The sequence below is a fragment of the Flagellimonas hadalis genome (assembly GCF_007785775.2).
In the GTDB taxonomy this organism is placed as follows: Bacteria; Bacteroidota; Bacteroidia; order Flavobacteriales; family Flavobacteriaceae; genus Flagellimonas; species Flagellimonas hadalis.
In genome coordinates this window covers 145,338-171,362 of record NZ_VNIK02000003.1, presented here as the reverse complement: position 1 = coordinate 171,362, position 26,025 = coordinate 145,338, and the positions used below count along the sequence as shown (strand labels likewise).

The window sequence follows — 26,025 nt, the reverse complement described above, 5'->3', positions numbered from 1 at the left end:
AAATCATTTAACAAAAAATTTCAATAATTCTTGTAACAAATTATCAACTTGCCTGTCTTACAGTCAGAGGTTACAAAAAGATAGCTAACATCACCAATCATGATAGAAATCAAAGATCTTCATAAATCCTATCGCATGGGGAGCAACTCCCTTCATGTGCTGAAAGGGATAAATTTTAAAGTGGACGATGGCGAACTGGTTGCCATCATGGGGTCCTCGGGATCGGGAAAATCCACTTTGCTCAATATTTTAGGGATGTTGGACGGAGCCGATTCAGGGGAATATACCTTGGACAACGTGCCCATCAAAAACCTGAGTGAGACCAAAGCGGCCCAATACAGAAACAAGTTTTTGGGTTTCATCTTCCAGTCATTTAACTTGATCAATTATAAAAGTGCCCTTGAAAATGTGGCACTACCCTTATATTATCAAAAAGTCCCCAGAAAGGAGCGTCAGGAGAAGGCGATGAAATACTTGGACAGGGTGGGACTGAAACCTTGGGCCACGCATTTGCCCAGCGAGCTATCCGGGGGACAAAAACAACGGGTGGCCATAGCTAGGGCCATGGCTGCTGAACCCAAAGTGCTTTTGGCGGATGAGCCAACAGGGGCTTTGGACAGTAAAACGTCATACGAGGTCATGGATTTGATCCAGAAAATCAACGATGAGGGCAACACCATTTTGGTGGTGACCCACGAGGAGGACATCGCGCACATGTGCAAGCGTATTGTGCACTTGAAGGACGGTGTGATCGTAGAGGACAAAAAAATTGAACAAGTAAGGGCAGAGCAGTATGTTTGATCGCGATGTTTGGCAGGAAATATTCAACACGCTTAAGACCAATAAGCTAAGGACCTTTTTGACGGGGTTTTCCGTGGGGTGGGCCATATTCATCTTGGTAATGCTCCTCGCTTCGGTGAACGGCATGGAGAACGGTTTTGTGGGTCAGTTCAATGACGATGCCACGAACTCCATCTTTGTCCGGCCCGGTACCACTTCCAAGGCCTATGCAGGTTTTGAGGCCAATCGAAGGATCCAGCTCAAAAATGATGACCTCGAGTACATCAAACAAAGTTTTCCTGACGATATCGAATACATCAGTGCCAGGTACAATGCCAATGCTACAGCGAAATATAAAAGTGAGACCGGTTCCTACTTTGTTCAGGCGACCCATCCAGACCATCAGGCCATAGAGAAGACCTTGGTGATTGCGGGACGATATATCAACGAAGCAGATGTGGTCAACAAGGCAAAGGTGGCCGTGATCGGCAGAAAAGTGGCCGAAGATCTTTTTAAGACAGAAGACCCTCTGGGGAAATTTGTGGAATTCAATGGGTTGCCCTTCAGGGTGATAGGGATTTTCACCGATGATGGTGATGACAATGCCGAGCGTAGGATCTATGCCCCCATAAGTACCTATCAGCGGATTTATGGCAATACGAACGACATCAACATGATTGCCCTGACCTATAATCCGACCTATGACCTCACCAAAGCATTGGAATTTTCGAGAAGGTTGGAAGACCTGATGAAAAGAAGGCACAAAATAGATCCAGAAGACCAAGCCGGACTCTATGTCTGGAACTATGCCGAGGCTTTTGAGAACATCAGCAGTTTTACCGCCGTGCTCAAAGGTATTGGTATCGGTGTGGGCTTTTTGATCCTCATCTCGGGCATTGTGGGCATTGGGAACATTATGGTGTTCACTATCAAGGAGCGGACCAAGGAAATCGGCGTGCGAAAGGCGCTCGGTGCCAGACCTCGCCAAATCATCAATCTGGTCTTGCTGGAATCAGTCTTCATTACCTCGCTTTCCGGTTTTGTGGGACTGTTCTTTGCGTGGATAATCTTGGCGGGAGTTGGTCCCATGTTCCAGACGCCGGCATTCAGCAATCCTTCGGTAAATCTTTCTACAGTGGTAACGGCCACCATCATATTGATCGTTGCCGGTGTATTGGCAGGCTTGATTCCTGCAATGAAGGCCGCAAATGTTAAACCCATTGTTGCACTAAGTGATAAATAGTTATGTGGTTATTTGATAGGGATTTGTGGATAGAAATTTTTCATACGTTGGGCAAGAACATGTTCAGGACCTTTTTGACCATGCTTGGGGTTATCTTTGCGATGATCATATTGGTCCTTTTATTAGGTTCTGCCAATGGAATGAGCAATGGGTTTGACAAGATTTTTGCGGGCACTGCATCCAACAGCCTTTTTGTTTGGGGACAATCCACTTCAGAGCCCTATAAAGGTTTTGAGAGGGGAAGGAGGATCCGCTATAAAATTGAGGATGCCGATATATTGAAAAGACAGATTCCTGAAATCGAGGTATTGGCTCCAAGGATTGAACTGGCAGGCCATAGTGATATTGTGACCGTGTACCGCAACGGAAGGACAAGCGGTTCCGCAGTCTATGGCGACTACCCGGAAATAGACGATATCACCAAGAAGAAATTGGTAGAGGGCAGGTTCTTGAACCAAACCGATATCGATCACTCCAAAAAAGTATGTGTCATAGGGGAGGAGACCTATAAACTGCTCTTTGAAAAAGGGGAAAAGGCCATTGGCCAGGATATTCGTATCAACGGCGTCTATTTTTCTGTGGTGGGCATGTACAAACCCAACAACAACATCAACATAGATGGGGAAAATGCCGTTTTCATACCCTTTACCACCTTTCAGAAAGCATTCAATTCCGGAGATCGTATGGGGTGGATGGCCATAGCGGTGGAACCCAACACCCAAGTGGCCGTTGTGGAAAGGCAGATCAAGGACATCCTGAAGGCCAAATACGATATCCATCCGAATGATGAACGTGCCATAGGCAGTTTTGACATGTCGGAGATATTCAACAATATCAGTGCCTTTACCACGGTACTGCAAGGATTTTCCTTTTTCGTGGGCATCTTTACGCTCTTGGCGGGGGTGATAGCCATCAGTAACATCCTTTTGATCACCGTAAAGGAAAGGACACAGGAAATAGGGGTGAGAAGGGCATTGGGGGCCACGCCAAAAATAGTGAAGCGCCAGATTGTATTGGAAGCCATCGTATTGACAGCATTTGCAGGCCTGGTAGGATTTGCCATATCCGTGGGGATATTGTCCATCATGAATTCCATGTGGGGCAGTGGGGACGATTTCCCCTTCGTGAATCCCATGATCAGTATTCCCCAGTTCATCATATCATTTTTACTGATGGTCGGCCTTAGTGTGCTCATAGGGCTCCTGCCTGCCAACAGGGCCGTAAAGATAAGACCTATAGAAGCATTGAGAGAAGAATAGAACAATCAACACAAATAAATAACGAAATCAAATAAGCAATAATGAACAAGTATGTAAAGTACGCATTGATCGGAGCAGTGGTCGTAGGAATAATGGCCGCCATTGTTTACTTTCTAAAACAGAACAGTACACCTGTGGAACTCTATAAGACGGAGACTGCCGAACGTAAGGACATTATCAACAAGGTGATTGTTACGGGTAAGGTGATTCCAGAGGACGAAATCAACATAAAGCCCCAAATATCAGGGATCATAGACAGGATTCTTTTGGAAGAAGGGGTGCAGGTTAAGGCTGGGGATCTTATTGCAGTGATCAAGGTAGTGCCCAACGAACAGTCGTTGAACCAGGCAGCCGGAAGGGTGCGCACAGCAGAACTGTCTTTGAACAACACCAAGATAGAGTTTGACAGGAACAAAGCCCTTTTTGACAAGGGCGTGATTTCCAGTCAAGATTTCAACACCTTGAAGTTGAGCTATGATCAAGCCGTGCAGGAACTGAAAAATGCCCAGGCCGATTACCAGATCATCCGAAAAGGATCTGCAGGAGGCTCTGTGAGTGCCAATACCAATATCACCGCTACCGTATCCGGGACCATTCTTGAAATCCCGGTGAAGGAAGGGGATCAGGTGATACAAAGTAACAATTTCAATGAAGGTACAACCATTGCCACCATTGCCGATATGAGCAGAATGATCTTTGAAGGGGAAGTGGACGAGGCCGAAGTGGGCAAATTGAGCGTGGGAATGCCCTTGGAAATCAGTTTGGGAGCTTTGGAATCACAAAAGTTTGATGCCAAATTGAAGTTCATCGCGCCAAAAGGCGTAGAGGAAGAAGGAGCTGTCCAGTTCAAGATAGAGGGTGATCTTTCAATACCGGACAGTACTGCCTATGTCCGTGCAGGCTACAGTGCCAATGCCTCTATCGTCCTCGAAGAGAAAAAAGATGTACTTTCCATCAAAGAGGCCCTTTTGCAATTCGATAAGGATACCGAAAAACCCTATGTGGAGGTTGAGGTTGGTGAGAACAAGTTTGAACGCAAAGAGCTTGAATTGGGCGTAAGTGATGGAATCGATGTGGAAGTGGTGTCCGGAATCGAAGAAGATGCCAAGATAAAGGTATGGAACAAGTTGGAGAAAAAATCTGACGACGTTAATTGATGACCATCCATCAAAATAGTGAACAAACGAAAATCAAAAAACGAATGAAAAGAAGTATAACGACCTTACTGTTGTTGTTCACCGTTCTTATGTCCAGTGCCCAAGTGCGCAAATGGACCCTTCAGGAATGCGTGGAGTATGCAGTGGAACACAATTTGACCATAGAACAGTTTGAACTGGACCTGGAAAATGCAAAGATCGACAAGTCCGATGCCTTGGGAAATTTTCTTCCAAGTTTGAGTGGATCTACATCGGCGTCCAGTAACACCGGTTTCTCCATCAACCCCACGAACAACTTGCCCACGAACAGTACGGCGTTCAACGTAAATGCAAGTTTGACGTCAAGTGTCACCTTGTTCGATGGACTTCGAAATGTGTACCAAATGAACCGGGCAAAGATGAACGCCATTGCCAACCAGTACCGTCTGGACAATCTAAAGGACGATATTCGGTTGAACGTGGCCAATGCCTATCTGCAGGTACTCTCTGGAAAAGAGCAGTTGAAGACCTTCAGGGCACAATATGCTGTGACCGAGCAGGATCTGAAACGTACCAAGGAATTGGTGGAATCGGGAGTATTGCCGAGAGGTGACCTATTGGAGGTCGAGGCCACGGCCGCCAACCAACAGCAACAGATCGTCAATGGTGAGGCAACCGTTTTGATTGCCCGTGTCAACCTCGCCCAATTATTGCAGATTACGGATTATGAAAATTTTGACATCGCAGAGGAAGAGTTTGATATTCCGCCTTCCGATATCTTGAACAATTCCGCAAAGGTTATTTTTAATACGGCATTGACCTTCAGGAACGATATCAAACTCTCGGAATCCAATGTGGAACTGGCGAAGGAAGACCTCAAGATTGCCAAAGGGGCCTACCTGCCCACCCTGGGAGCTTTCTTCCAGTATGGCACAAGATATTCCGATGTGACCCAGATCCCGGATGGGAACGGAGGGGTATATACCCCAAATTTCACCGATCAGTTGTGGATCTTTGATGGTATCAGCTATGGAGCCCAATTGAACATCCCTATTTTTAATGGATGGACCACAAAGAACAATGTAAAACGTTCCACAATCAGCTTGGAAAAGGCAAAGTTGCAATTGGAGCAGGACAAGTTGGCCCTTGAAAACACCATCCAACAAGCCTATGTGGATGTCAGCACTTTTGAAAAGGCCTACGAAGCGGCCCTGAAGACATTGGAGGCCCGTACTTTGGCCCTGGATTACGCCAAGGAGCGTTATGACAATGGGTTGATGAACGCTTTCGATTTCGGTCAGGCACAGGCCAGGGTGGACAACGCACAGGCCGATGTGATCCGTACCAAGTACGACTACATCTTCCGATTGAAAATTTTGGAGTTCTATTTTGGTATGCCCATTACCCTAAACTAGTATCTTTGTGGCCGCTATGGCCGTAATACTAAATTTAGAAACAGCAACCACCAATTGCTCCGTGAGCATTTCCAAAGGGGATGAAACCATTTCCCTGAAAGAGAACAATGCGATGGACTATTCGCACTCGGAACAATTACACGTATATATCAAAGAAGCCTTGGAAGAGGCTTCTTTGTCATTTTCAGACCTTGATGCCGTTGCCATCAGCAAGGGGCCGGGCTCATACACGGGACTCCGTATCGGGGTGTCGTCCGCCAAGGGACTTTGTTTCTCCTTGGGTCTGCCCCTGATTTCCGTACCTACTTTGCAGGGCATGGCCCATCAGGTGAAACTGGAAAAAGGGGAATTGGCCATTCCCGTTCTCGATGCGAGACGAATGGAGGTCTATTCCTGTGTGTACGATGAGAAGTTTGAAGAAGTCAGGGAGACCCGCGCAGAGATCATCACGGAGAGTTCATTTGCGGATTTTGTGTCGGACAGAAGAGTGTTCGTTATAGGCAGTGGTGCCCAAAAATGCAAAGAGATCATACAACATCCCAACTTTTATTTTGATGGGGAAATAGTCCCATCCGCAAAGCAGATGGGACCTATAGCATACCAAAAATATCAGGCAGGACAGTTTGAAGATGTGGCCTATTTTGAGCCATACTACCTAAAGGACTTTGTCCTGCAGACCAAGAAGAAATCCTAATCTACCTTGTGCATTACCCTTTGTGGGAAAGGGATTTCTATTCCAGCGGCATCAAACTGCAACTTGGCCTGTTCGATCACATAAAAGTGGGCCGGCCAGAACACATCATTGTTGGCCCAAAAACGCAGGGTAAGGTTCACCGAACTATCCGCCAGTTCGCCCACATATACTTCAGGAGCGGGTTCCGTATTGATGCTGGGATTGTCTGCGCAGATTTTGAGCAAAATATCTTTGGCCTCTTTGATGTTGGATCCATAACCAATACCAATGTCGATCTTGTCCCTTCGGGTATCTTCCATATTAAAGTTCACGATGTTGCCATTGGACAATTGGCCATTGGGGATGATGGCGATCTGGTTGCCAAAAGTGCTCAACTTGGTATTGAAAATGGAAATTTCCTTGACGGTCCCATCAATACCTTGGGCGGATATGAAATCCCCTACCTTGAAAGGCTTAAAGATCAAGATGAGCACCCCGCCGGCAAAATTGGCCAGAGATCCCTGCAAAGCCAGGCCTATTGCCAAACCAGCAGCACCCACTATGGCCACAAGGGATGAGGTCTTGACACCTAGTTGGGTCACCACCAACACAAAAAGAAGGAACTTCAAGGTAATACTGATAAAACTTTGTAGAAAGGATTCCAAGGTTTGATCATATTCTTTCTTGTCAAAAAAGCGCTTTACAAGCTTGTTGATGAACCTGATGACCCATAGGCCGACAAAGAAGATGATGATGGCCAGTACCAGATTGGGAAGCATGCCAAAGGCCCATTCCATGGCTTGATCAACGTATTCTTGGTAATTTTCCAATTCTTTCATAATGGTTTTTTGTTTTTGTTTTACTCTAAATGAATGTTCGAATGATATAAAAAAATTAAAATGTAAACAAATGTTATTCGAGGGGCAGCAGCACTTCCTTCCATACATCCTCGAGTGTTTCGACTGGTAGCTTACAGGCACCCTCAATGCACACATAGGCCAATGTCTTGTCCTTCACATACCTATTTTTCAATAGCTCGATGCGGCCCTCTTTTGGGCAGCCGGCCAAAAAACTGTTCGGCACATATCTTTTGCCTATTTCCATCCCCATTGCTTCGTAGTCTTCGCCCACTATGGCAATCTCATAAAAATCCAAATGGTAAAAGAGCACCAGATGGAGCCAATTTGAAAACCCATGTGCGCTCCGTAAAAAATCTTTCTGCACGTTTTTGAGCATCTGTTTGGCCAAATGGCCATAACCTTCTTCGGGAAAAATCTTGTCCATTTTGAACAGGTTGATGGCCATGATGGAGTTGGAGGAGGAAATCACATTGTCGTTGGTCTCGATACTTCTTCGGATGAGCGACTGGTCCTTGTCCGAAGTATAAAAGAACATTCCTGAGTCCCCATCAAAAAAATGTAACCGGGTATGATCTAGTAGTTTTTTGCCCAAGTTGAGCCATTTCTCATCAAAGGTGATCTCGTAAAGGGCCAAAAAGGCTTCGATCACCGTCACATAATCTTCCAAAAAGGCATTGATTGTGCTTTTCCCGTTCTTGTGGTTCCGATACAGGGAAAAATCTTCCTTGATCATTTCCCGCTCAAGGAATTCGGCATTTTGGAGGGCCAGTTCCAAATACGCTTTGTGGCCGATATACCTGAACGCATCCACCAAACCTTTCAGCATCAATCCGTTCCAAGAAGTTAGGATTTTGTCGTCCAATCGGGGTTTGGGGCGTTTGTTCCTTTCCTTTTTTAGGAAGGAGAGGGCATTTTTCATTCGCTTTTTCAGGTCAGAAACGGAAATCCCATGCTTTTTGGCAATCTCCACATCGGACTTGTCCCGGATCAGTACATAGTTTTCTTCCTCCCAAAGACCGTAGGAATTGATATTATAGTAATCTTGAAAAATGTCAAAATCGGTTCCCAAAAGTCCAATGAGTTCCTCTTTGGTCCACACATAAAAAGCACCTTCCTCCAGTTCCCCGTTCCCATCCAGGCTATCAGCATCCAAAGAGGAATAAAAACCGCCACTTTCGCCCATCAGTTCCTCTTTTACAAAGGCGATCGTTCCCTCGACCACGGCTTTGTAGGTCTCATTTTTGGTGGCTGCGTAGGCCTTGGCGTAGAGGCTGGTCAGCTGCCCATTGTCGTACAGCATTTTTTCAAAATGGGGCACGTGCCATTTGATGTCCACCGCATACCGCGAAAACCCACCGCCCACGTGGTCATAGATCCCGCCATACGCCATTCGGGTCAGGGTCGTGTCCACAAATTCGAGTAGTTCGGGTTTATTGTTGTTAGTGGCATAATGCAACAAAAAATCCCAATGGTTGGGCATCATGAACTTGGGTGCGCGCTTGTGTCCGCCCAAAAAAGTGTCAAAATGGCCCGACCAGTTTTGAACGGCATCCTCCAATTGCTCCAAAGAGAACAGTTCCGTGTCTTTTGATGGCTCCACCAAATTGATGGCGTGCAGCCCATTGGCAAGGTCGGCAGCGTATTGCACCACCCTGTCCTTATCGTTTTTGTACAGTCCCGCCAGTTGTTGCAGCACATTGGTCCAACCCTCTTTGGGGAGATAGGTGCCGCCCCAGAACGGTCTGCCGTCGGGCAGGGCAACGATATTCAGGGGCCAGCCCCCTTGCCCTGAGATCATTTGGATGGCATCCATATAGATCTGGTCCACATCGGGCCGTTCCTCCCTATCGATTTTAATGTTGATGAAATGCCCGTTCATCACTTGGGCCACATCTTCATTTTCGAAACATTCTTTTTCCATCACATGGCACCAATGGCAGGCGGCATATCCTATACTGATTATGAGCAGCTTGTCCTCCCTTTGCGCACGTTCCAAGACTTTGGGTCCCCAAGCTTCCCAGTTTACGGGGTTGTGGGCGTGCTGCAACAGATAGGGGCTGGTCTCATGGATAAGGGCATTGGTATGTTCGTTGGCCACGCTGTTCGTTTTGAGGGTTAAAAATTTCTGTGTTCGTGATAAATGGCTTTTGGACATAAAAAAAGCGTCCTAAAAGGACGCAATTTCATTTTTCTAAAGGGAATCATTGCACCTCAAAGGTGATTTTGACATTTACCCGGTAATCATCGATTTTGCCATTTTTCACAGTTGCACTCTGCTCGTTTACATAAATGGAACGGATGTTCTTTACGGATTTTGAGGCTTGTTCCAATGCATTTTTTGTTGCGTCTTCCCAACTTACATTTGAATTTGCCAATACTTCAATAACTTTTAAAACTGCCATGGTCAATGTTTTTTAATTTCCTTCAATTTAATGAATTTTGACCACAATGGGGCAAGGAAATCCTTTAAAATTAGCCATTCAGCGCCACTACTTCCCGTACTTTGTCGCCCATCATGTTCTTGAGCATGGTCTCGATGCCGTTCTTCAGGGTAAAGGTGGATGAAGGACAGCCACTACACGCTCCCTGTAGGATGACGCTCACGGTGCCGCTGGCCTCCTCATAGGATTGGAACATGATGTTGCCGCCATCACTGGCCACTGCAGGTTTCACGTACTCTTCCAAAATGTCGATGATTTGTTGTGAAGTGTCATCGTATTGGGATTGCGTGTTGTTTTCGGTTACAGCTTCCTTGGTCTTTTGTATGGCCTCTGCGGACACAACCTCTTTTCCATCGCCCAAAAAGTCCCTGATAAACTCACGCAACTGCATGTTGATCTCCTCCCAATCGGCCACCTCATATTTCGTCACCGAAACATAGTTTTCATCAAAGAAAACCTCTTTGACGAACGGGAAGTGGAAAAGGGCCTTGGCCAATGGGGAGTCCTTCGCCTCATCAATGTTCTTGAACTCGAAAACAGCGGGGACTATACGCTTATTGCACACAAATTTCATCACAGCTGGGTTTGGCGTGACTTCCGCATAGACAGAAACGGGTTGTTTCTTTTGGTCCTGTTCTTCATGCACAATGGGTTCCCCGGCATTCAGATATTCCACCAATTGCTGGGCCACATCGTCCTTTACATCTTGCCAATCCACGATGTCAAATCGTTCCAAGGCTATAAAATTACTGGCGATATAGACCGTTTTGATGAACGGTAGGTAGAAAAGCTGTTGGGCCAACGGTGAGTTCTTGGCATCGTCGATGTTTTTATATTCGTAGTTGCCCTTGACCAGAAAATGGTTGGCCTCCAATTTGATGATCTTTGGATTGTTCGTGGCAACAATGGTGATGTTATATTCTTTCATGGCAAATATTTCCTGCAAAAATACCAATAGTTGGGATGTGCTGCAACATTATATAATAATGTATCTTATCGACCGTTATCTAAATGTTTGATTACGTATAAATCACACCTATTAGCCCCAATCGTCAGATGAGACGCAGCCTAACCTCGATTATCATAGCCCTTCTTTTTGGCAGTATGGCCAAGGCCCAAGAAGGAATCCCGGTATATTTTGATTACCTAGCGGATAACTATTACTTGGTATATCCGTCCATGGCAGGAATAGGGGAGGGTACCAAAATACGCCTGACTGCTCGAAAGCAATGGTTCAATGTGGATGAGGCGCCCAGTCTCCAAACCTTCAATATCAATTCCAGGGTAGGGGAGCGCAGCGGTATCGGCGCCATTCTTTTCAACGACTCCAACGGATACCATTCCCAAACAGGTTTTAAGGGAACCTATGCCCATCATTTGCAGATGGGTGGCGATTTCAGGACCCTGAACCAATTGTCCTTTGGATTGAGTGCAGGGGTCATCTTGAGCAGTTTGGACGAGACCGAATTCCGGTCCATCATTCCCGATCCCGTGGTGACTGGGGTAAAGAACACGGTAAGTTATTTCAATGTGGACCTTGGAGCGTCCTATAATTACTTGGAGTTTTACGCGCACGCCGCCATTTTAAATATTTTGGGCAGTGGGCGTGACCTGTATAGTGCAGTTGAAATAGATAACATTAGAAGGTACCTGCTCTCCGCCGGATATGTGTTTGGACGGAGTACAAGGGTGGAACCATCCATTCTATTCCAGATGACCGATTATACCAAGGAGAAAACCGTGGACCTGAACGCCAAGGTGTACAGGGATGTGAGCTTCGGTACGGTCTGGGCAGGACTGTCCTACCGCAGAAGCTTCGATGGCGCACAGTTCCAGTCCAATGGAACTTTTGGGGAGCAACGGTTACAGTTGTTCACCCCCATCATCGGCGTTAATGTGAACCGGTTCCTGTTTTCCTATAACTATTCCTACCAATCCGGGGATATCCGTTTTGATAACGGCGGGTTCCACCAGATTACCTTGGGCTACGATTTTGGACAGAGCGATCAGGGCAAGCGGTACGATTGTTATTGTCCCGCTGCCAATAACTAAAAATGGCCCATCGATAGGATGGACCATTTTCATTCTGTGGTTCAGCAATCTAATCCCACTTCATATTTTTCTTGGAAGCTTGGCTTTTAATGGCCGATAACATTGCATTTTCCAATTCCCCTTTTTCCTGTTCTTGGCTTTGGGCGATGTAAGCCTCACGCTTTGCGTTCAACTCCTGGATTTCCTTTTGGATTTTTTCACGTTCCGCTTTTTTGTCGTCAACATAGGCCCTGATCTCACTTTTGGATTTCCCTTGGAGTTCTTTGGGCAAATCCTGTTCCTTTAGGCGGGTAAGCACGGCCTCATCGTCCTCAACGGCATCCACTAGGTCCCACTCTGTGTTTTTGTACAACCGTGAACTTTTGCTTACGGCCCGTTTTACAACGACCACTTCTTCCAGTTCGGCCGCATTACTGTCCTGTGCGCTCTGTAGGGCCTTTTTCTCATACCCGCGGGAACCATAGGAGATGTAGGTGTTGTTCAATTTGGAATTCAATTTGATGATGACATCGTCATAAGGCGTATTGATGTGCACGATCTGTTGGTTGTGGTCAATGGCCATATATTCCCCGCCGGTCAAAGAGGCGCCGCTTTTCCATTCGGTATTGATGCCTTGCTGAAAATTGCCACAGAAGATGGTGTTCACGATCACATCCTTTTCCTTGGCGTTGGCCGCTGCTTCCCTATAGTTCAATTTGCCTTGGGTGAAGGGTTCGTTCCCTGCGATAAAGATCATTTTAAGATCATCGGAGTTCTTGCCCCAATCCAATTGTTTCAGAGAAGTTTGGATGACCTCTCCGCAGTATTCCTCACCACCATTGGTGGTCAGGGAGAAGAGTTTTTCTGAAATTTCATCCAGATCGTCCGAAAACCCCAATACCTGACGGATGTACCCTTCGCGCGAAGAAAGATTGTCGTTTCCATATTCATACAGCGCAATTTGGAGCATGGGTCGGGTATCGTTGCCACATTTGGCATGGGTAAACTCGTTCACGATGTCCCACAACTGTGCTTTCGCCTGGTTGATGAGTCCGTCCATACTGTTACTCGTATCCAGCAACAGGGCGATCTTTACAAAATGTTTGTTTGGTTTTTCCACAATGGATTGTGTCACCAATACCGTATTTTCCTTTTCTTGGGCTTTTAGGTTGCAGCCATAGCTGGCGCCGGTGGCCATAAGGGCGAATGCTGTGCCCAATACTTTATTCAAATGTTTCATGATGCAATGTTTTTAAATGATGGCCTAAAAGTATCGGCATCTTTTTACAATTAAAACCGAGAATGAGCCAATTGACCTTCAGAATGAGCCAACAGGCCGAATGACTTTGTAAAGTGGTAAAATCGAGGTGTATTTGGACCCTTTTCCCTGAAAATGCATTTTTTAATACGCTTGGGATGAACTAAGTTTACTTCAATTATGATCAAAAGGCTATACATATTCATCCTCTTATTGATGACCGGCCTGACCGCCATGTCCCAAGTAGGGCAGCCCAGTGGTGAGGTGGAGATCAAAGGTTCTGTCAAGGGTAGGGAAAACTATACACCCATTTCTGGGGTGGAGGTGTCCACGGACAGGGGGAGATATACCAGGACCAATAGTTTGGGGGAATTCAAGATCAGGGCTTCCATTGGGGACATGCTCATTTTTGAAAGCCCGGAGATCGAAACCGTGCGCCATAGGATCACTTCCGGTGAAGATGTGGATGTTTTGGTGGAAGGCTATGGAAGGGCAAGCTCCAGAAAAAAGGAAAGTGCATCTGCCAGATCACGGAATGTGGCACTGGACCATCAACGGCTACTGGACTCTGCCAACTTTTACAAAAAAAACAGCCTGGAAAAAAGTATCGATTTCGTGGCCCAGTCCATGGAGCCTTTGGGTACTTCGGGCAACAAACGGGAACTCGCCCAATCCCTGAGGACTTTGGGTGAAATCTACCTCTACCACAAGCAATACGATCTGGCCATCGACAATTTTAAGGACGCCCTTTCGGCCACGGAATCCAACCGGACCAAATTGGTATTGGGGCAAGCGTACACCTTGAGCGGGGAACACGATCTGGCCATCAAGACCCTTGTCTCCTTGATCGATGAAAAAAATATGGTGCCCTACCAACGTGTGGAACTCTTCGAGGCCCTTGGGGATGCCAGTAAGGGTCTGGGAAAAATAAAAGAGGCCCAGGGATATTACAACCAAGGTTTGATGATTGCCGAAAAGAACCAGATTTCCCCTAAGATCATCGACCTGAATTCCAAGATGGCAGATGCCTTTGCCATTGAGGATAGAGAGGTGGAGGCCGAAGGTTTTTACCGAAACTCGTTGGACCTGTCCAAAAAAGTAGCACCCGAACGATTGATCCAGGAAAGTGAACGGGTAGCTGATTATTACAATCAAAAGAGCCGATACAATGACGAGATCCAGCAGCGGAAGAAAAGCCTGAACGAACTCAAACAACTTTCTCCCCCCAGTGCATCTCGGGAAAACAAGGGTTTGTCCGGTACCGATACCATTACCTCGCAAAAGATCAACTATAAGATAGCCAGTGCCTATATCGCCCAGGACAAGTTGGACGAGGCCATTCCCTATCTCGAAAAAAGTATCGTGGAAGCCGATAAGGACGATGACCTGGTCATCCAGAAGGACGCCACCCGCAAACTTTCGGAAGTGTACCGGAACAAGGGCGATTTCACCAAAGCGTTGGAATCCTATCAAGATTATGTGGCCGTAGTGGATAGCCTATACGTGAGAAAGGAGCAGGAAATTTCAAGGGCGGCCCGGTTCAACCGGGAAATCGCCAATACACAGAGCCGTATTTCGAGTTTGGAACAGGAACGGGAACTTTCGCAGAGCAAGTACAGCTTGGCCGTGACCGAACAACAATTGTACGAGGAGACCAGCAAACGACAGAAATGGATCATCTATTCCCTTGGTTTTGGGGTATTGTTGATGGCTTTCACCGCTTTTTTGTACTACAGGAGCAACCGTCAGCAAAAATTGGCCAACAACCTGCTGGCACTCAAATCGCTCCGGACCCAGATGAACCCGCACTTTATTTTCAATGCGCTCAACTCGGTGAACAACTTCATCGCCAAGAGCGACGAACGCAGTGCCAACCGTTTTTTGAGCGAATTTTCCGTGCTCATGCGCAGCGTCTTGGAAAACTCGGAAGAAGATTTCATACCGCTTGCCAAAGAACTGGAATTGTTGGAACTTTATGTGAAACTGGAACACTCCCGCTTTGCGGACAAGTTCGATTATGAGATCAATGTAGACCAAAAAATTGATATCGATGCCTATCAGATTCCGCCCATGTTGCTCCAGCCCTACATAGAAAATGCCATTTGGCACGGACTGCGCTATAGGGAAACGAAAGGTTTTTTGAAGATAGAGGTGGGCCAGGTTACCGAGAACATGTTGGAGATCGTGATCTTGGACAATGGCATCGGGCGTACCCAGTCCGCAGCATTGAAGACCAACAACCAACGCAAGCAAAAATCGAAGGGGATGGGCAATATCAAAAAGCGCATCCAGATCCTGAACGATATGTACAAAAACCGCGTGGACGTCTCCATTACTGACCTCAATGCGGACAGAACCGGGACCAAAGTGTCCCTTAAACTCAAAAAACAATGATGGAATTGCGTGCAATCATAGTGGAGGACGAGGCCAACAGTCGTGAGATCCTTCGGAGCTATTTGGGCAAATATTGCGAAGGGGTACAACTTTTGGGCGAGGCGGGAAACATAGAGCAAGGCATGGCACTTATCCAAAAACACGCACCGGATATCGTTTTTTTGGATGTGGAAATGCCCTTTGGCAACGCTTTCGACCTGTTGGACCAACTTCCCCAACGCAGTTTTGAGACCATTTTTGTAACGGCTTACAACCAATATGCCATGGATGCGCTCAACCACCATGCGGCCTATTATTTGATGAAGCCCATCAATATCGACGAGTTGGTCAAGGCCGTGGAGTATGTCAGGGCCATCAAGGAAAAGGAAAACGCATTGGAGGGGCAGGTCCTGAAAACAAAGCCCATAAAGGCGGAAGGGAAAATCACCTTGCCCCAACAGGATGGCTTCCAGATCTTGGATGTGGGCGATATCTTTTTCTGCAAAGCGGACGATAACTATACTGAAATATACCTGGAACGGAAAAAAATAGTGGTGAGCAAGACCTTGAAATATTTTGAGGATGCTTTACAGTCCTATCCCTTCGCCCGCATACACAAATCCTATCTGGTGAACGTGGCCGAAGTGGTGAAATACAAAAAAGGAAAGGGTGGGAGCGTGACCCTCTCCAATGGCAAGGAACTCTCCGTCTCCGCTTCCAAAAAAGCCGAACTATTGTCGTATTTTCAGTAATTGCAGGCAAAAAGCAAAAAATTTGGTCGTTGTCACATCGAGCGCAGTCGAGATGTCTTCGTAGTGATGTAATTTTGTAAGATCAAACTGAGCAACTATGATTTTGAAATCCGTCAGGGGCATATCCCCGGTAATGGGAAACGATTGTTTTATTGCTGAAAATGCCACCATTGTGGGCGAGGTCACCATGGGCGACCAATGCAGTGTTTGGTTCAATGCCGTGCTGCGTGGCGATGTGCATTTCATCAAAATGGGCAACAAGGTGAACGTGCAGGATGGGGCCGTGATCCACTGTACCTATCAAAAATCCCCAACGACCATAGGGAACAATGTCTCCATAGGCCACAATGCCATCGTGCACGGATGTACCATCAAGGACAACGTGTTGGTGGGTATGGGCAGTATTATCATGGACGATTGTGTGGTGGAGAGCAATTCCATCATAGCCGCAGGGGCCGTGGTCACCAAGGGCACCCATGTAGAGGCCAACAGCATCTATGCCGGCATGCCCGCCAAAAAGATCAAGGACATCAGTCCCGAGCTCAGTTCGGGGGAAATAGACCGCATCGCCAACAACTATGTGAAATATGCCAGTTGGTTTAAGGAAGAATAACCAAGTCTCCTGCCGATAACCGAACAAACCCATAACCCAACTGTCCAATCCTTCAAATTATCCCTATTTTTGTCCCACTCAAAAAAACTCGAACACTATGAACGCATATATTTTTCCCGGACAAGGCGCACAGTTTACAGGTATGGGCCTGGACCTCTACGAAAACCATTCCCTGGCACAGGAACTGTTTGAAAAGGCCAATGATATCCTTGGTTTTTCCATCACCGATATCATGTTCGAGGGCACGGCCGAAGACCTGAAGCAGACCAAAGTGACCCAACCGGCCATTTTTCTGCACTCCGTGATCTTGGGCAAGGTGCTTGGGGAAAATTTCAGACCGAATATGGTGGCCGGACATTCCTTGGGCGAGTTTTCCGCTTTGGTGGCCAATGGAACCCTCAATTTTGAGGACGGATTGAAATTAGTCTCCCAGCGGGCCTTGGCCATGCAGAAGGCCTGTGAGATCAAACCCAGTACCATGGCGGCCGTTTTGGGGTTGGATGATGAAATTGTGGAGAAAATATGTGCAGAGGTCGAAGGTATCGTGGTTCCCGCCAATTACAACTGCCCCGGACAGTTGGTCATTTCCGGAGAGGTGGATGCCGTGAACGTGGCCTGTGAAAAACTGAAGGAAGCCGGGGCAAAAAGGGCCCTTTTGTTGCCTGTTGGCGGTGCGTTCCATTCCCCGTTGATGGAACCGGCCCGCGAAGAGCTCGCTGCGGCCATTGAGGCCACCCAGTTCAACGTGCCCAGCTGCCCTATTTATCAGAACGTGACCACCACGGCCGTTTCCAATGCCGATGAGATCAAGAAGAACCTGATCCTGCAACTCACAGCCCCCGTAAAATGGACCCAGAGCGTACAGCAAATGGTGAAGGACGGCGCAACTTCCTTTGTGGAAGTGGGGCCGGGCAAGGTGCTCCAGGGCTTGGTGAAAAAGATAAGCCCAGAGGCCGAAACCAGCTCCGCTGTGATTTAATCCATCGAGCAAACAGTTTATCCGATTAAACATTGATTTAAACAGATTGCTTGGGGCATTCCTTGCCTTTTTTGTAATATTGACTCCTCCCAAATTACCTACACTTGCTTGGCCAATTGAACGAACCCCAAACGGATTGAATAGGCCATGTTGTCTTTATTGAAAAAAACCGCTTCTGTATGTTTGACCCTTATGGGTCAACGAAAATTCCTGTTCTTTTTAGGAGTATTTTGTAGTATGGGCATTGGGTATGGGCAATCCAATATCAACATAGACAGTCCCGCCCCTGTTGCTGAAGGTGATGGCCCCGGTGTCAGCACGATACAGTTCACGGTGAGCATCGACGCATCGGACCCTTCTGCGGACATTACGGTGGATTACCTGATAAGTGGCGGCAACGAGGATGGTACGGGCAGCACCTTGACCTTTCCTGCCGGAACGGCGGTACTGAGCCAAACAGTGGACGTTACCACCAATGGGGACACCTTGTTGGAAGCTGACGAGCCGATCAGTGTCACCTTGAGTAATCCAAGCCCCAACGCACTCGTCGCCACTGCTGTGGGCAACAGTTCCTTTGTAGATGATGATGTGGCCAATATCGGCATAGACAGTCCCGCCCCTGTTGCTGAAGGTGATGGCCCCGGTGTCNCCTTTGTAGATGATGATGTGGCCAATATCGGCATAGACAGTCCCGCCCCTGTTGCTGAGGGTGATGGCCCCGGAGTGAGCACGATACAGTTCACGGTGAGCATAGATGCATCGGACCCTTCTGCGGACATTACGGTGGATTATGTGATAAGCGGAGGCAACGAGGATGCTACGGGCAACACCTTGACCTTTCCTGCCGGAACTGCGGTACTGAGCCAAACAGTTGATGTGACCACCAACGGGGATACCTTGTTGGAAGCTGACGAGCCGATCAGTATCACCTTGAGTAATCCAAGCCCCAACGCAACCATCGCCACTGCTGTGGGCAACAGTTCCTTTGTAGATGATGATGTGGCCAATATCGGCATAGACAGTCCCGCCCCTGTTGCTGAAGGTGATGGCCCCGGAGTGAGCACGATACAGTTCACGGTGGGCATAGATGCATCGGACCCTTCTTCGGACATTACGGTGGATTATCTGATAAGTGGTGGTAACGAGGATGGTACTGGCAACACCTTGACCTTTCCTGCCGGAACTTTAGTGCTGAGCCAAACAGTTGATGTGACCACCAATGGGGATACAGTAGTTGAGGCTGACGAAACCATTAGTGTCACTTTGAGTAACACCAGTCCCAACGCTGCCATCTCTACGGCTGTGGGGAATAGTTCTTTTACTGACGATGATGCCATACCAGCGGCCTTTGGTGTATCAATTGATGATAATCCTATTAATATTCCCAATCAAACAGCTATAAGTTTTACATTTTCTGGGGCTCAAATCTTAACAACCTATAATTATACTTTTGCTAGTGATGGTGATGGTTATGCGACTACTGTAACTGGTAATGGTGGGGTAATAATACCTAACCAAACTGTCAATGGAATAGATTTGAGTAGCTTGCCAGACGGTCAGGTCAGACTTACAGTGACCTTGACGAATATTTTTAACAACACAGGAAATCCAGCCTTTGCTTTTGCAACTAAAAATACAGCCGTTCCCACAGGATATACGGCGCAAATAGACCAAGATCCCATTGATCAGACCAATGAAGACACGGTCAGTTTTACGTTTGCCAATGCTGAGCTCAATGCGACCTATAATTACACCATTAGTAGTGATGGCGGCGGAGTCCCTGTATCGGGTACAGGACCAATAAATTCTGTTGATCAGCAACTCACGGGAATCAATCTAAGTGGCTTGGGCAATGGGACCATCACCCTTTCCGTTACCCTTTCCAATACCAACGGAACTGGAAGTGCCGCCACGGACACGGTGACCAAGGAGACCTGTTTTTCGGGAACCATGGCACCAACGTTGGACAATTCATTGCCCACGGCCTTTTGCAACAGTTTTAGCCAGGATTTGGATGACTATGTGTCCAATACACCGCCAACGGGCTCTGTGCTGCAATGGAGCACCAACCCGAACACTACCGTAACGGGAGATTATCTAGGTTCCAGTACGGTCAGTGCAACAGGGACCTACTACGGCTTTTTCTATGATGCTGTCAACGACTGCGCCAGTAACGTACTTCAGATCACCATTACGGACTGTTCCAACGTTTGTCCCACGGCACCTAGCGCCCCACCTTTGGATGCTTCGGAACCTACCGTGTTCTGCGATGTCATCAATGTGGACCTAAACGATTATTTGACCAGTACGGCAGCACCGGCCGGGACTGTTTTGACCTGGAGTGTGGACCCCGATCCCTTGGAAACGGATGCCCACCTGATCAGCAGTAATGTTGTAGATCCCGGTTCGTATTACGGCTTTTTCTATGATGAATCCAATGGTTGTGCAAGCCCCATTCTGCAGATTACTTTGGTGCGGAATTACACCCCGGTGATTGAGGAAACCGTGGGAGATGCTGTTTGTGCTTCAGGTACCGCCACTTTGAGTGCCACGGCAACCGTGGAGGACGACAGTACGATCACCTATAATTGGTTTGCGGCCCCAACGGGGGGTACATCCTTGGGAACGGGCAACAGTTTTGTGACCCCATCCATCACGGAGACCACTTCCATTTATGTGTCCGCTTCGGCCAATGGCTGCGTTTCGGAAAGGGTGGAAGTAGTGGCGACCGTAAACGATTCGCTTTCAGCGGGTACACCGACCGATACCGTAGCATGTAATGTGCAAGGAAATGGTGGGCCAAATGTTTTGGACCTGGATACCACTTTGACAGGTGCAGATCCAGGAACTTGGGCCATAATCACCGATCCATCCAGTGGGGCATTGGTCATTACAGCTGAAAATAATGTTGATTTTGCCGGATTGCCTGTAGGAAACTATGTTTTTGAATACACCACCAGCGGTGCCGAGGCTCCTTGTACCAATGAATCGGTACAGTTAACGGTATCGGTAAGCGACTGTATGGTCGATACCGACGGTGATGGTTTGATGGATAGTGAAGAAATAGCTTTGGGCACCGATCCCAATGACCCGGATACCGATGGCGATGGCCTTACCGATGGGGAAGAAGTCCTTGTTGTGGACGACCCGACTACAACTGCTGTTCCTGAAAATGCTACAGATCCTTTGGATGCCTGCGATCCATTCTTGACACCGGATTGTAACCCCGAGGATATTGACTTGGCCATTACCAAGGAAGTGAATAGGGATGAGGTGCTGTTGAATCAGAATGTGACATTTACCATCACAGTGGAGAATACCACTATGGACAGGGTATTGGATATTGTGGTCAGTGATGTACTGGACAGTGGATTTACCCATGTGTCAGACGCACCTTCCAAAGGGACTTATGATGAAATTACGGGGGAGTGGACCATTGACGAAATGGATCCGGAAGAAATCGTTGTTCTGGAAATTACCGTGACGGTCACGGCTGCCGGAACCTTGCAGAACACGGCTACGCTGGTCTCTTCTTTCCCCAATGATGGTGTGGCTTCCAACAACACGGCAACGGTATCGGTGCAGGTGAACCGAAGCCAGTGTGAAGATCCGGGTACCATTTGCAACATATTTTCACCCAATGGCGATGGTGTGAACGATCTTTTGACCTTGGTCAATCATACAGCATACCCAAACAATACCTTTGAAGTGTTCGACCGGTACGGGAACAGCGTTTTCCAAATGAAGGGGTATGACAGCTCATGGGACGGAACAGGAAAGAATGGAGATTTGCCCAAGGGCACCTATTTCTATATATTGGATTTAGGCGATGGTTCCGAAGTGGTCAAAGGGTGGATTCAAATTGTAAGGAAAAACTAAGATGCCAAAAAAGATAGGTTTGCGAACATATAGGATGCTTTGTTGGATGCTTTTACTTGGAGCTGGCCTTGTCCAAGCCCAAAAAGAGCCACAATACACCCAATATATGTACAACATTGGCAGTTTCAACCCAGCCTATGTGGGCACGGTGGAAAGCCCAGAAATCATTGGTCTGTACAGGGCGCAATGGGTAGATGTTCCCGGGGCCCCGACCACCATCCGTGCCGGTGCCAATATCCCTTTCAAAAATGAAAGGACTGGACTGGGCATCAACATTGTGAACGACGAACTGGGGCCATCCCGGCAGACCTTTTTGGATGTGGCCTATTCCTATCAGATCCAATTGTCGGACGAGACCAGACTTTCTTTTGGTCTGAATGCGGGAGGCTCCATGCTGGACATCGATTATTCCAGGGGAACGTTCGAGGACCCATCCGACCCTTCCATTTTGGGGGAGAATTACAACAGTTTTTATCCCACTATCGGTGCCGGACTTTTTATGTATCACGAAGAAGATTGGTATTTGGGCGTATCCGTGCCCAACTTTCTGACCAATGGACTTTATAATGACGAAGTGGCCACCATTGTGGAGGACAATATGCAGTTCAACGCCATTGGGGGCTATGTGTTCCAATTGGGGGACCGGACCAAGTTCAAACCCGCCTTTTTGGTGAATTACCTCGAAGGATCACCGGTGACGGTGAACCTTTCTGCCAATTTCCAGTTTATCGATGCGCTGACCATCGGGGCCTCGTACCGTATTGACAATGCGGTGAGTGGTCTTGCCGGGTTCCAGATTTCCAATGCCATGTTCATTGGCTATTCCTACGATTATGCCACCAACGGACTGGGTGAATATAGCGGGGGATCTCATGAGGCCATATTGAAGTTTTACATAGGCAGGGGAGGATTTGGTTCAGGCAATAAAGGCAACAAGTCGAGGGACAAGAACAATAATAATAACAAAGGCAAACAGATAGATTCCCCTAGATTCTTTTGATATGATGAAGGCAAAGAAAATACAAGCAGCATTGTGGATTTCCCTAATGGGAATGGCCCTATGTTTTGCCCAAGGGAAAAAATCCAAGGGAGATGTTTTCTTTTTTCAATACGAATACCAAAAGGCCGTGACTGCCTATGAGGCGGATCTGGCTCAGGGAAGCTTGACGGAGCAACAATTCTTGAACCTGGCCGATGCCTATTTCAAGACAAACAATTTCAAAAAGGCCTCTGATGCCTATCTGGAACTCTTCAAAAAAGATACCTTATTGGATGGTCATCGGTACAACCGAATGTTGCAGAGCCTTTCCAAGACCGCCGATCCAGAGCGAAAGCAGGCCTTTCTGACCACAATGGCAGCAAAGTTTCCCAAGGAACTCATGGAGAATATGGAGTTCAACGAACAAATGCTGGCAAAGGCTTCGGACGGTACGGAGCTGGACTATGAGATTTTCAACCTAAGTGTGAACAGTCCCCAGACCGATTTTGCGCCTACGTTTTATAAGGACAAACTGCTGTTCTCCAGTGGCCGTATCGAAGGTAAGGGATTGAGGTATGCACCCGGCAATGAGGGGTATTTCAATATTTATGAGTCCACCGTGCAGTTGGATGGACAGGCCGGTGCAGCGCAACCCTTCAAAGGTGTCGCAACGTCCAGTTACCATAAGGCAACGCCTTATTATGCCCAAAAGCTCAACAGTGTGTTCTATGTGCTTTCCAATACCCAAAATGGGGAATTGGCTTTCGATCCCAACGGAAAAAATGCCCTTGCCATAGGCAAACAGACCATGGACGGCCAGTTCCAGTTGTTGCTGAAAGATTTGAGCACGTCCTTCTATTATCCCTTCTACGATGAGACAAGTGGTAAGCTCTATTTTGCCGCTGATTTTGAAGATGGATATGGTGGCACCGATATTTATTATGTGCACACCAACAGTGGGCAGGTGATGTCCGCTCCCATCAATTTGGGTCCCAGGATCAATTCCCCGGGCAATGAAGTGGCCCCTTTTATTTTTGAGAACAGCTTTTACTTTGCTTCAGATGTGTTCTACGGTCTCGGCGGCATGGACATCTATAAATCGAACATCGGGGAAGGGAGCGAATTGGGCATCCCTATCAATTTGGGCAAGGAGATCAATACGGAATATGACGATTTTGGCCTGGTGATGAGGAACGAGGGTGAGGGCCTTTTGGGCTATTTTGCGTCCAACCGTCCGGGAGGAAAGGGAAAGGATGACCTCTATGGTTTCAAAGTGGATGAAAAGCCGGGACTAAAAACCTTGGTCTTTAAAGGAAAGGTCATCAAACCATACAATGAGAACAGCATAGCTAAAGCAGCAATACGTTTATTGAGCAAAGAAGGAGAGATGCTCGCCGAGACCTATTCGGATGAGGAGGGCAACTATCGATTGGAGGTTCCGTGGGAAGATGGGGTGGTCCTTGAAGCTGTAAAAGAGCGTTATTCCAAGTTCAGAAAGCAGTTTTCAGAGGAAGAATTGAATGGGTTGGAAAACAAATCCTATAATGTGGGAATGTCCCTCTATGATGATTTGGTGGCTGAAAAAGAAGGACAGACCGTCGTAAAGATGGATAAGTTCTTTTTTGGAAATTCGGCCACACAGCTGACCCCTGAGATTGAAGCGGAACTGGACCATGTGGTGGCCTTCATCAAGGCATTCCCAACGGCACAGCTCAGAATAGAGACCTATACCGACAGCAGGGGGGGGAGCAGTACCAACTTTAGACTTACACAAGATCGTTCCGATGCCATAAAAAAATACTTGGTGAAAAAAGGAGTGCCTTCCACTAGTATCCTTTATTCCATTGGGTATGGGGAAGACAAGATCATGAACAATTGTACCAATGGGGTCTTCTGCATAGAGGCGTTGCACAAGCAGAACCAACGTTCGCTGATTGTCGTGCTCAACGACAATGTCCTTTTCAACTAGGCTTAGACCAACAACATCCAGCAATAATATAGCGCAAAGAGCGAAAGGAAGACCATCCCGCAATAGGTGAGGATGCGCAGTCCGGTACCGGGCCTATGTTCCAAAGGAACATCCTTGCCCATCACGGTCTTTAGGTTCATCCACCCTAAGAGCGGTGCCAGGACAAAGGAGACAAAGGTGGCCAACCCGACCAGATCGGCCATATTGGCACTGAACAGCATGATGACCATCCAGTTCACCAACATCATAAGGATGACGGTATAGGCAAAGGCATTCGTGTTCTTGAAAACATGTTTTTCCGGGAACAGTTTTTGCATCACATCCACACTCACCCTCGAAATGGCATCATGCGCGGTCATACAGGTGCTGAACATGGTGGCAAAGGCGGCCACGGCGATGAAGAAATAGGCCCAATTGCCAATGTGCACCGTAAAAAGGTTGACCAATTGGTCCGCAAAGGTCACAGCATTTCCACTGAGTTCCGTTCCTGTTCCGTAAAGGGTCATCCAACCGATGATGAGAAAAAATACGGCCAAGATGGCGGTCAAGATATACCCCACGTTGAATTCCTGCAATGCAATTTTCAAGGTCGGTTTCTCTTTCATGGTCTTTAGGTTTTCCATGCCCCAAAGGCTTACCCATCCTGATGCTTCTACCGCTGTGGGCATCCATCCTACCAGCCCGATGAGAAACAGAATCCCCGCTTCATTGAAGATTTTGGGACGCTGGAAACCTTCGGCGATGGATACAGGGCCTTTTTGCAATACCAATATGGTAGTGATCAAAAGGGCAATGAACAGGATGGAAATAACAGCTTTCAACGAAGTTTCCAAAAAACGATATTTCCCTACGATTAGCAGAAGGCTGATGAACAGAAACAGGCACAGGGAAATGGTACCCGCTCCCCAAGCTGTGATCTGGAACAGGTTGATGAAAAGCCCTGCGGTGACCACATACAGAGCGGCGAGGATGGTAAAGGTAGAAATCAAGGTCACAAAGGCATAGATCCATAGATAGGTCTTGCCCATGTTCAGATAACCCTCTACCAAGCTTTTTTCCGTGACCGTGGTGTAGCGTATGCCAAATTCAAAAAAGGGATATTTGAGCAGATTGGCCAACAGTATGGGGATGACCATGATCCATCCGTATTGTGCCCCGGCCTTGGTGGAGAGTACCAGATGTGACGTTCCTATGGCCATGCTGGCAAACAGCAGCCCTGGGCCAAGTGCTTTCAACAATGCTCTCATCCTGTTCGTTTGTTAATTTTAGGGCAGGAAGATATGTTTTTTTGTTGAAATTTTATAGGCTTTCATTGTGATGCACAACCCATTATGAATTTCCAAGGTTTCTTGGGTCAAAAATGCACAATGGGTTGTTTGTCAATA

At 47.3% G+C, this 26,025-nt stretch carries 20 protein-coding genes; 14 read left to right on the top strand and 6 right to left on the bottom strand.

Going from position 1 to position 26,025, the window contains the following annotated elements; all coding sequences use genetic code 11:
- Nucleotides 1-99: 99 nt before the first annotated feature.
- Genes FOT42_RS06995 through tsaB form a run of 6 tightly spaced genes read left to right on the top strand, consistent with a single transcriptional unit; the run spans nucleotide 100 to nucleotide 6,527 of the window.
- A complete protein-coding gene (locus FOT42_RS06995) occupies nucleotides 100-801 on the top strand; it encodes an ABC transporter ATP-binding protein (RefSeq protein ID WP_151889860.1) in 702 nt (233 codons plus the stop codon).
- The gene (locus FOT42_RS06990) at nucleotides 794-2,023 is read left to right on the top strand and encodes an ABC transporter permease (RefSeq protein ID WP_151889859.1); all 1,230 of its coding nucleotides are present in this window, start codon (nucleotides 794-796) and stop codon (nucleotides 2,021-2,023) included. The genes FOT42_RS06995 and FOT42_RS06990 overlap by 8 nt, the downstream gene beginning before the upstream one ends.
- A gap of 47 nt (nucleotides 2,024-2,070) precedes the next feature.
- Complete coding sequence (locus FOT42_RS06985) at nucleotides 2,071-3,282, top strand: ABC transporter permease (protein WP_226789821.1); 1,212 nt, start codon at nucleotides 2,071-2,073, stop codon at nucleotides 3,280-3,282.
- Nucleotides 3,283-3,323: 41 nt separating this feature from the next.
- On the top strand, nucleotides 3,324-4,439 hold the full coding sequence (locus tag FOT42_RS06980; protein ID WP_151889857.1) for an efflux RND transporter periplasmic adaptor subunit: 1,116 nt from the start codon (nucleotides 3,324-3,326) through the stop codon (nucleotides 4,437-4,439).
- Between the two features lie 44 nt (nucleotides 4,440-4,483).
- Nucleotides 4,484-5,833, top strand: a complete 1,350-nt coding sequence (locus FOT42_RS06975; RefSeq protein WP_151889856.1) for a TolC family protein — start codon at nucleotides 4,484-4,486, stop codon at nucleotides 5,831-5,833.
- A gap of 16 nt (nucleotides 5,834-5,849) precedes the next feature.
- Nucleotides 5,850-6,527: a tRNA (adenosine(37)-N6)-threonylcarbamoyltransferase complex dimerization subunit type 1 TsaB gene (gene tsaB, locus FOT42_RS06970; protein WP_151889855.1), complete on the top strand. Its 678-nt coding sequence runs from the start codon at nucleotides 5,850-5,852 to the stop codon at nucleotides 6,525-6,527.
- On the opposite strand, the gene FOT42_RS06965 is transcribed toward tsaB, so the two are convergent.
- From FOT42_RS06965 to FOT42_RS06950, 4 genes are all read right to left on the bottom strand, one after another.
- Nucleotides 6,524-7,345, bottom strand: a complete 822-nt coding sequence (locus FOT42_RS06965) for a mechanosensitive ion channel family protein (RefSeq protein ID WP_151889854.1) — start codon at nucleotides 7,343-7,345, stop codon at nucleotides 6,524-6,526. The two genes, tsaB and FOT42_RS06965, sit on opposite strands and share 4 nt — an antisense overlap.
- Nucleotides 7,346-7,418: 73 nt before the next feature.
- Entirely contained in the window at nucleotides 7,419-9,464 is a 2,046-nt protein-coding gene (locus FOT42_RS06960; protein ID WP_226789820.1) for a thioredoxin domain-containing protein, read from the bottom strand.
- 103 nt (nucleotides 9,465-9,567) lie between these two features.
- A complete protein-coding gene (locus tag FOT42_RS06955) occupies nucleotides 9,568-9,768 on the bottom strand; it encodes a dodecin family protein (protein ID WP_151889852.1) in 201 nt (66 codons plus the stop codon).
- Between the two features lie 70 nt (nucleotides 9,769-9,838).
- Complete coding sequence (locus FOT42_RS06950; protein ID WP_151889851.1) at nucleotides 9,839-10,735, bottom strand: NifU family protein; 897 nt, start codon at nucleotides 10,733-10,735, stop codon at nucleotides 9,839-9,841.
- Nucleotides 10,736-10,863: 128 nt separating this feature from the next.
- Here FOT42_RS06950 and FOT42_RS06945 point away from each other — a divergent pair, with 128 nt between their 5' ends.
- Complete coding sequence (locus FOT42_RS06945) at nucleotides 10,864-11,859, top strand: PorP/SprF family type IX secretion system membrane protein (protein WP_151889850.1); 996 nt, start codon at nucleotides 10,864-10,866, stop codon at nucleotides 11,857-11,859.
- A 49-nt stretch (nucleotides 11,860-11,908) separates the two neighbouring features.
- On the opposite strand, the gene FOT42_RS06940 is transcribed toward FOT42_RS06945, so the two are convergent.
- The gene (locus tag FOT42_RS06940) at nucleotides 11,909-13,078 is read right to left on the bottom strand and encodes a vWA domain-containing protein (RefSeq protein ID WP_151889849.1); all 1,170 of its coding nucleotides are present in this window, start codon (nucleotides 13,076-13,078) and stop codon (nucleotides 11,909-11,911) included.
- A gap of 198 nt (nucleotides 13,079-13,276) precedes the next feature.
- Here FOT42_RS06940 and FOT42_RS06935 point away from each other — a divergent pair, with 198 nt between their 5' ends.
- The 7 genes from FOT42_RS06935 to FOT42_RS06905 all read left to right on the top strand — a co-directional run bounded on the left by FOT42_RS06935 (nucleotide 13,277) and on the right by FOT42_RS06905 (nucleotide 24,640).
- A complete protein-coding gene (locus FOT42_RS06935) occupies nucleotides 13,277-15,490 on the top strand; it encodes a tetratricopeptide repeat-containing sensor histidine kinase (protein ID WP_151889848.1) in 2,214 nt (737 codons plus the stop codon).
- Entirely contained in the window at nucleotides 15,490-16,221 is a 732-nt protein-coding gene (locus FOT42_RS06930; RefSeq protein WP_151890015.1) for a LytR/AlgR family response regulator transcription factor, read from the top strand. The genes FOT42_RS06935 and FOT42_RS06930 overlap by 1 nt, the downstream gene beginning before the upstream one ends.
- Nucleotides 16,222-16,318: 97 nt before the next feature.
- Nucleotides 16,319-16,834, top strand: coding sequence for a gamma carbonic anhydrase family protein (locus tag FOT42_RS06925; protein WP_151889847.1), 516 nt, complete (start codon nucleotides 16,319-16,321; stop codon nucleotides 16,832-16,834).
- Between the two features lie 97 nt (nucleotides 16,835-16,931).
- Nucleotides 16,932-17,813, top strand: a complete 882-nt coding sequence (gene fabD / locus FOT42_RS06920; RefSeq protein ID WP_151889846.1) for an ACP S-malonyltransferase — start codon at nucleotides 16,932-16,934, stop codon at nucleotides 17,811-17,813.
- Nucleotides 17,814-17,960: 147 nt separating this feature from the next.
- Complete coding sequence (locus FOT42_RS06915) at nucleotides 17,961-21,692, top strand: T9SS type B sorting domain-containing protein (protein WP_151889845.1); 3,732 nt, start codon at nucleotides 17,961-17,963, stop codon at nucleotides 21,690-21,692.
- A gap of 19 nt (nucleotides 21,693-21,711) precedes the next feature.
- Nucleotides 21,712-22,692 carry a PorP/SprF family type IX secretion system membrane protein gene (locus tag FOT42_RS06910; protein WP_313788418.1) on the top strand — a complete coding sequence of 327 codons (981 nt, stop codon included), beginning with the start codon at nucleotides 21,712-21,714 and terminating at the stop codon, nucleotides 22,690-22,692.
- Between the two features lies 1 nt (nucleotide 22,693).
- Nucleotides 22,694-24,640 (top strand): OmpA family protein, encoded by a 1,947-nt coding sequence (locus FOT42_RS06905; RefSeq protein WP_151889843.1) that lies wholly within the window; start codon nucleotides 22,694-22,696, stop codon nucleotides 24,638-24,640.
- A gap of 2 nt (nucleotides 24,641-24,642) precedes the next feature.
- On the opposite strand, the gene FOT42_RS06900 is transcribed toward FOT42_RS06905, so the two are convergent.
- Nucleotides 24,643-25,887: an NRAMP family divalent metal transporter gene (locus FOT42_RS06900; RefSeq protein ID WP_151889842.1), complete on the bottom strand. Its 1,245-nt coding sequence runs from the start codon at nucleotides 25,885-25,887 to the stop codon at nucleotides 24,643-24,645.
- Nucleotides 25,888-26,025: the final 138 nt, after the last annotated feature.

What these genes read in the sequence shown, in the direction of transcription:
- FOT42_RS06975 (WP_151889856.1), top strand. Translation starts at nt 4,484, where the DNA reads ATGAAAAGAAGTATAACGACCTTACTGTTGTTGTTCACCGTTCTTATG.
- FOT42_RS06950 (WP_151889851.1), bottom strand. Translation starts at nt 10,735, where the DNA reads ATGAAAGAATATAACATCACCATTGTTGCCACGAACAATCCAAAGATC.
- FOT42_RS06965 (WP_151889854.1), bottom strand. Translation starts at nt 7,345, where the DNA reads ATGAAAGAATTGGAAAATTACCAAGAATACGTTGATCAAGCCATGGAA.
- fabD (WP_151889846.1), top strand. Translation starts at nt 16,932, where the DNA reads ATGAACGCATATATTTTTCCCGGACAAGGCGCACAGTTTACAGGTATG.
- FOT42_RS06905 (WP_151889843.1), top strand. Translation starts at nt 22,694, where the DNA reads ATGATGAAGGCAAAGAAAATACAAGCAGCATTGTGGATTTCCCTAATG.
- FOT42_RS06995 (WP_151889860.1), top strand. Translation starts at nt 100, where the DNA reads ATGATAGAAATCAAAGATCTTCATAAATCCTATCGCATGGGGAGCAAC.
- FOT42_RS06945 (WP_151889850.1), top strand. Translation starts at nt 10,864, where the DNA reads ATGAGACGCAGCCTAACCTCGATTATCATAGCCCTTCTTTTTGGCAGT.
- FOT42_RS06990 (WP_151889859.1), top strand. Translation starts at nt 794, where the DNA reads ATGTTTGATCGCGATGTTTGGCAGGAAATATTCAACACGCTTAAGACC.
- FOT42_RS06900 (WP_151889842.1), bottom strand. Translation starts at nt 25,887, where the DNA reads ATGAGAGCATTGTTGAAAGCACTTGGCCCAGGGCTGCTGTTTGCCAGC.
- FOT42_RS06930 (WP_151890015.1), top strand. Translation starts at nt 15,490, where the DNA reads ATGGAATTGCGTGCAATCATAGTGGAGGACGAGGCCAACAGTCGTGAG.
- FOT42_RS06980 (WP_151889857.1), top strand. Translation starts at nt 3,324, where the DNA reads ATGAACAAGTATGTAAAGTACGCATTGATCGGAGCAGTGGTCGTAGGA.
- FOT42_RS06925 (WP_151889847.1), top strand. Translation starts at nt 16,319, where the DNA reads ATGATTTTGAAATCCGTCAGGGGCATATCCCCGGTAATGGGAAACGAT.
- FOT42_RS06935 (WP_151889848.1), top strand. Translation starts at nt 13,277, where the DNA reads ATGATCAAAAGGCTATACATATTCATCCTCTTATTGATGACCGGCCTG.
- tsaB (WP_151889855.1), top strand. Translation starts at nt 5,850, where the DNA reads ATGGCCGTAATACTAAATTTAGAAACAGCAACCACCAATTGCTCCGTG.
- FOT42_RS06955 (WP_151889852.1), bottom strand. Translation starts at nt 9,768, where the DNA reads ATGGCAGTTTTAAAAGTTATTGAAGTATTGGCAAATTCAAATGTAAGT.
- FOT42_RS06940 (WP_151889849.1), bottom strand. Translation starts at nt 13,078, where the DNA reads ATGAAACATTTGAATAAAGTATTGGGCACAGCATTCGCCCTTATGGCC.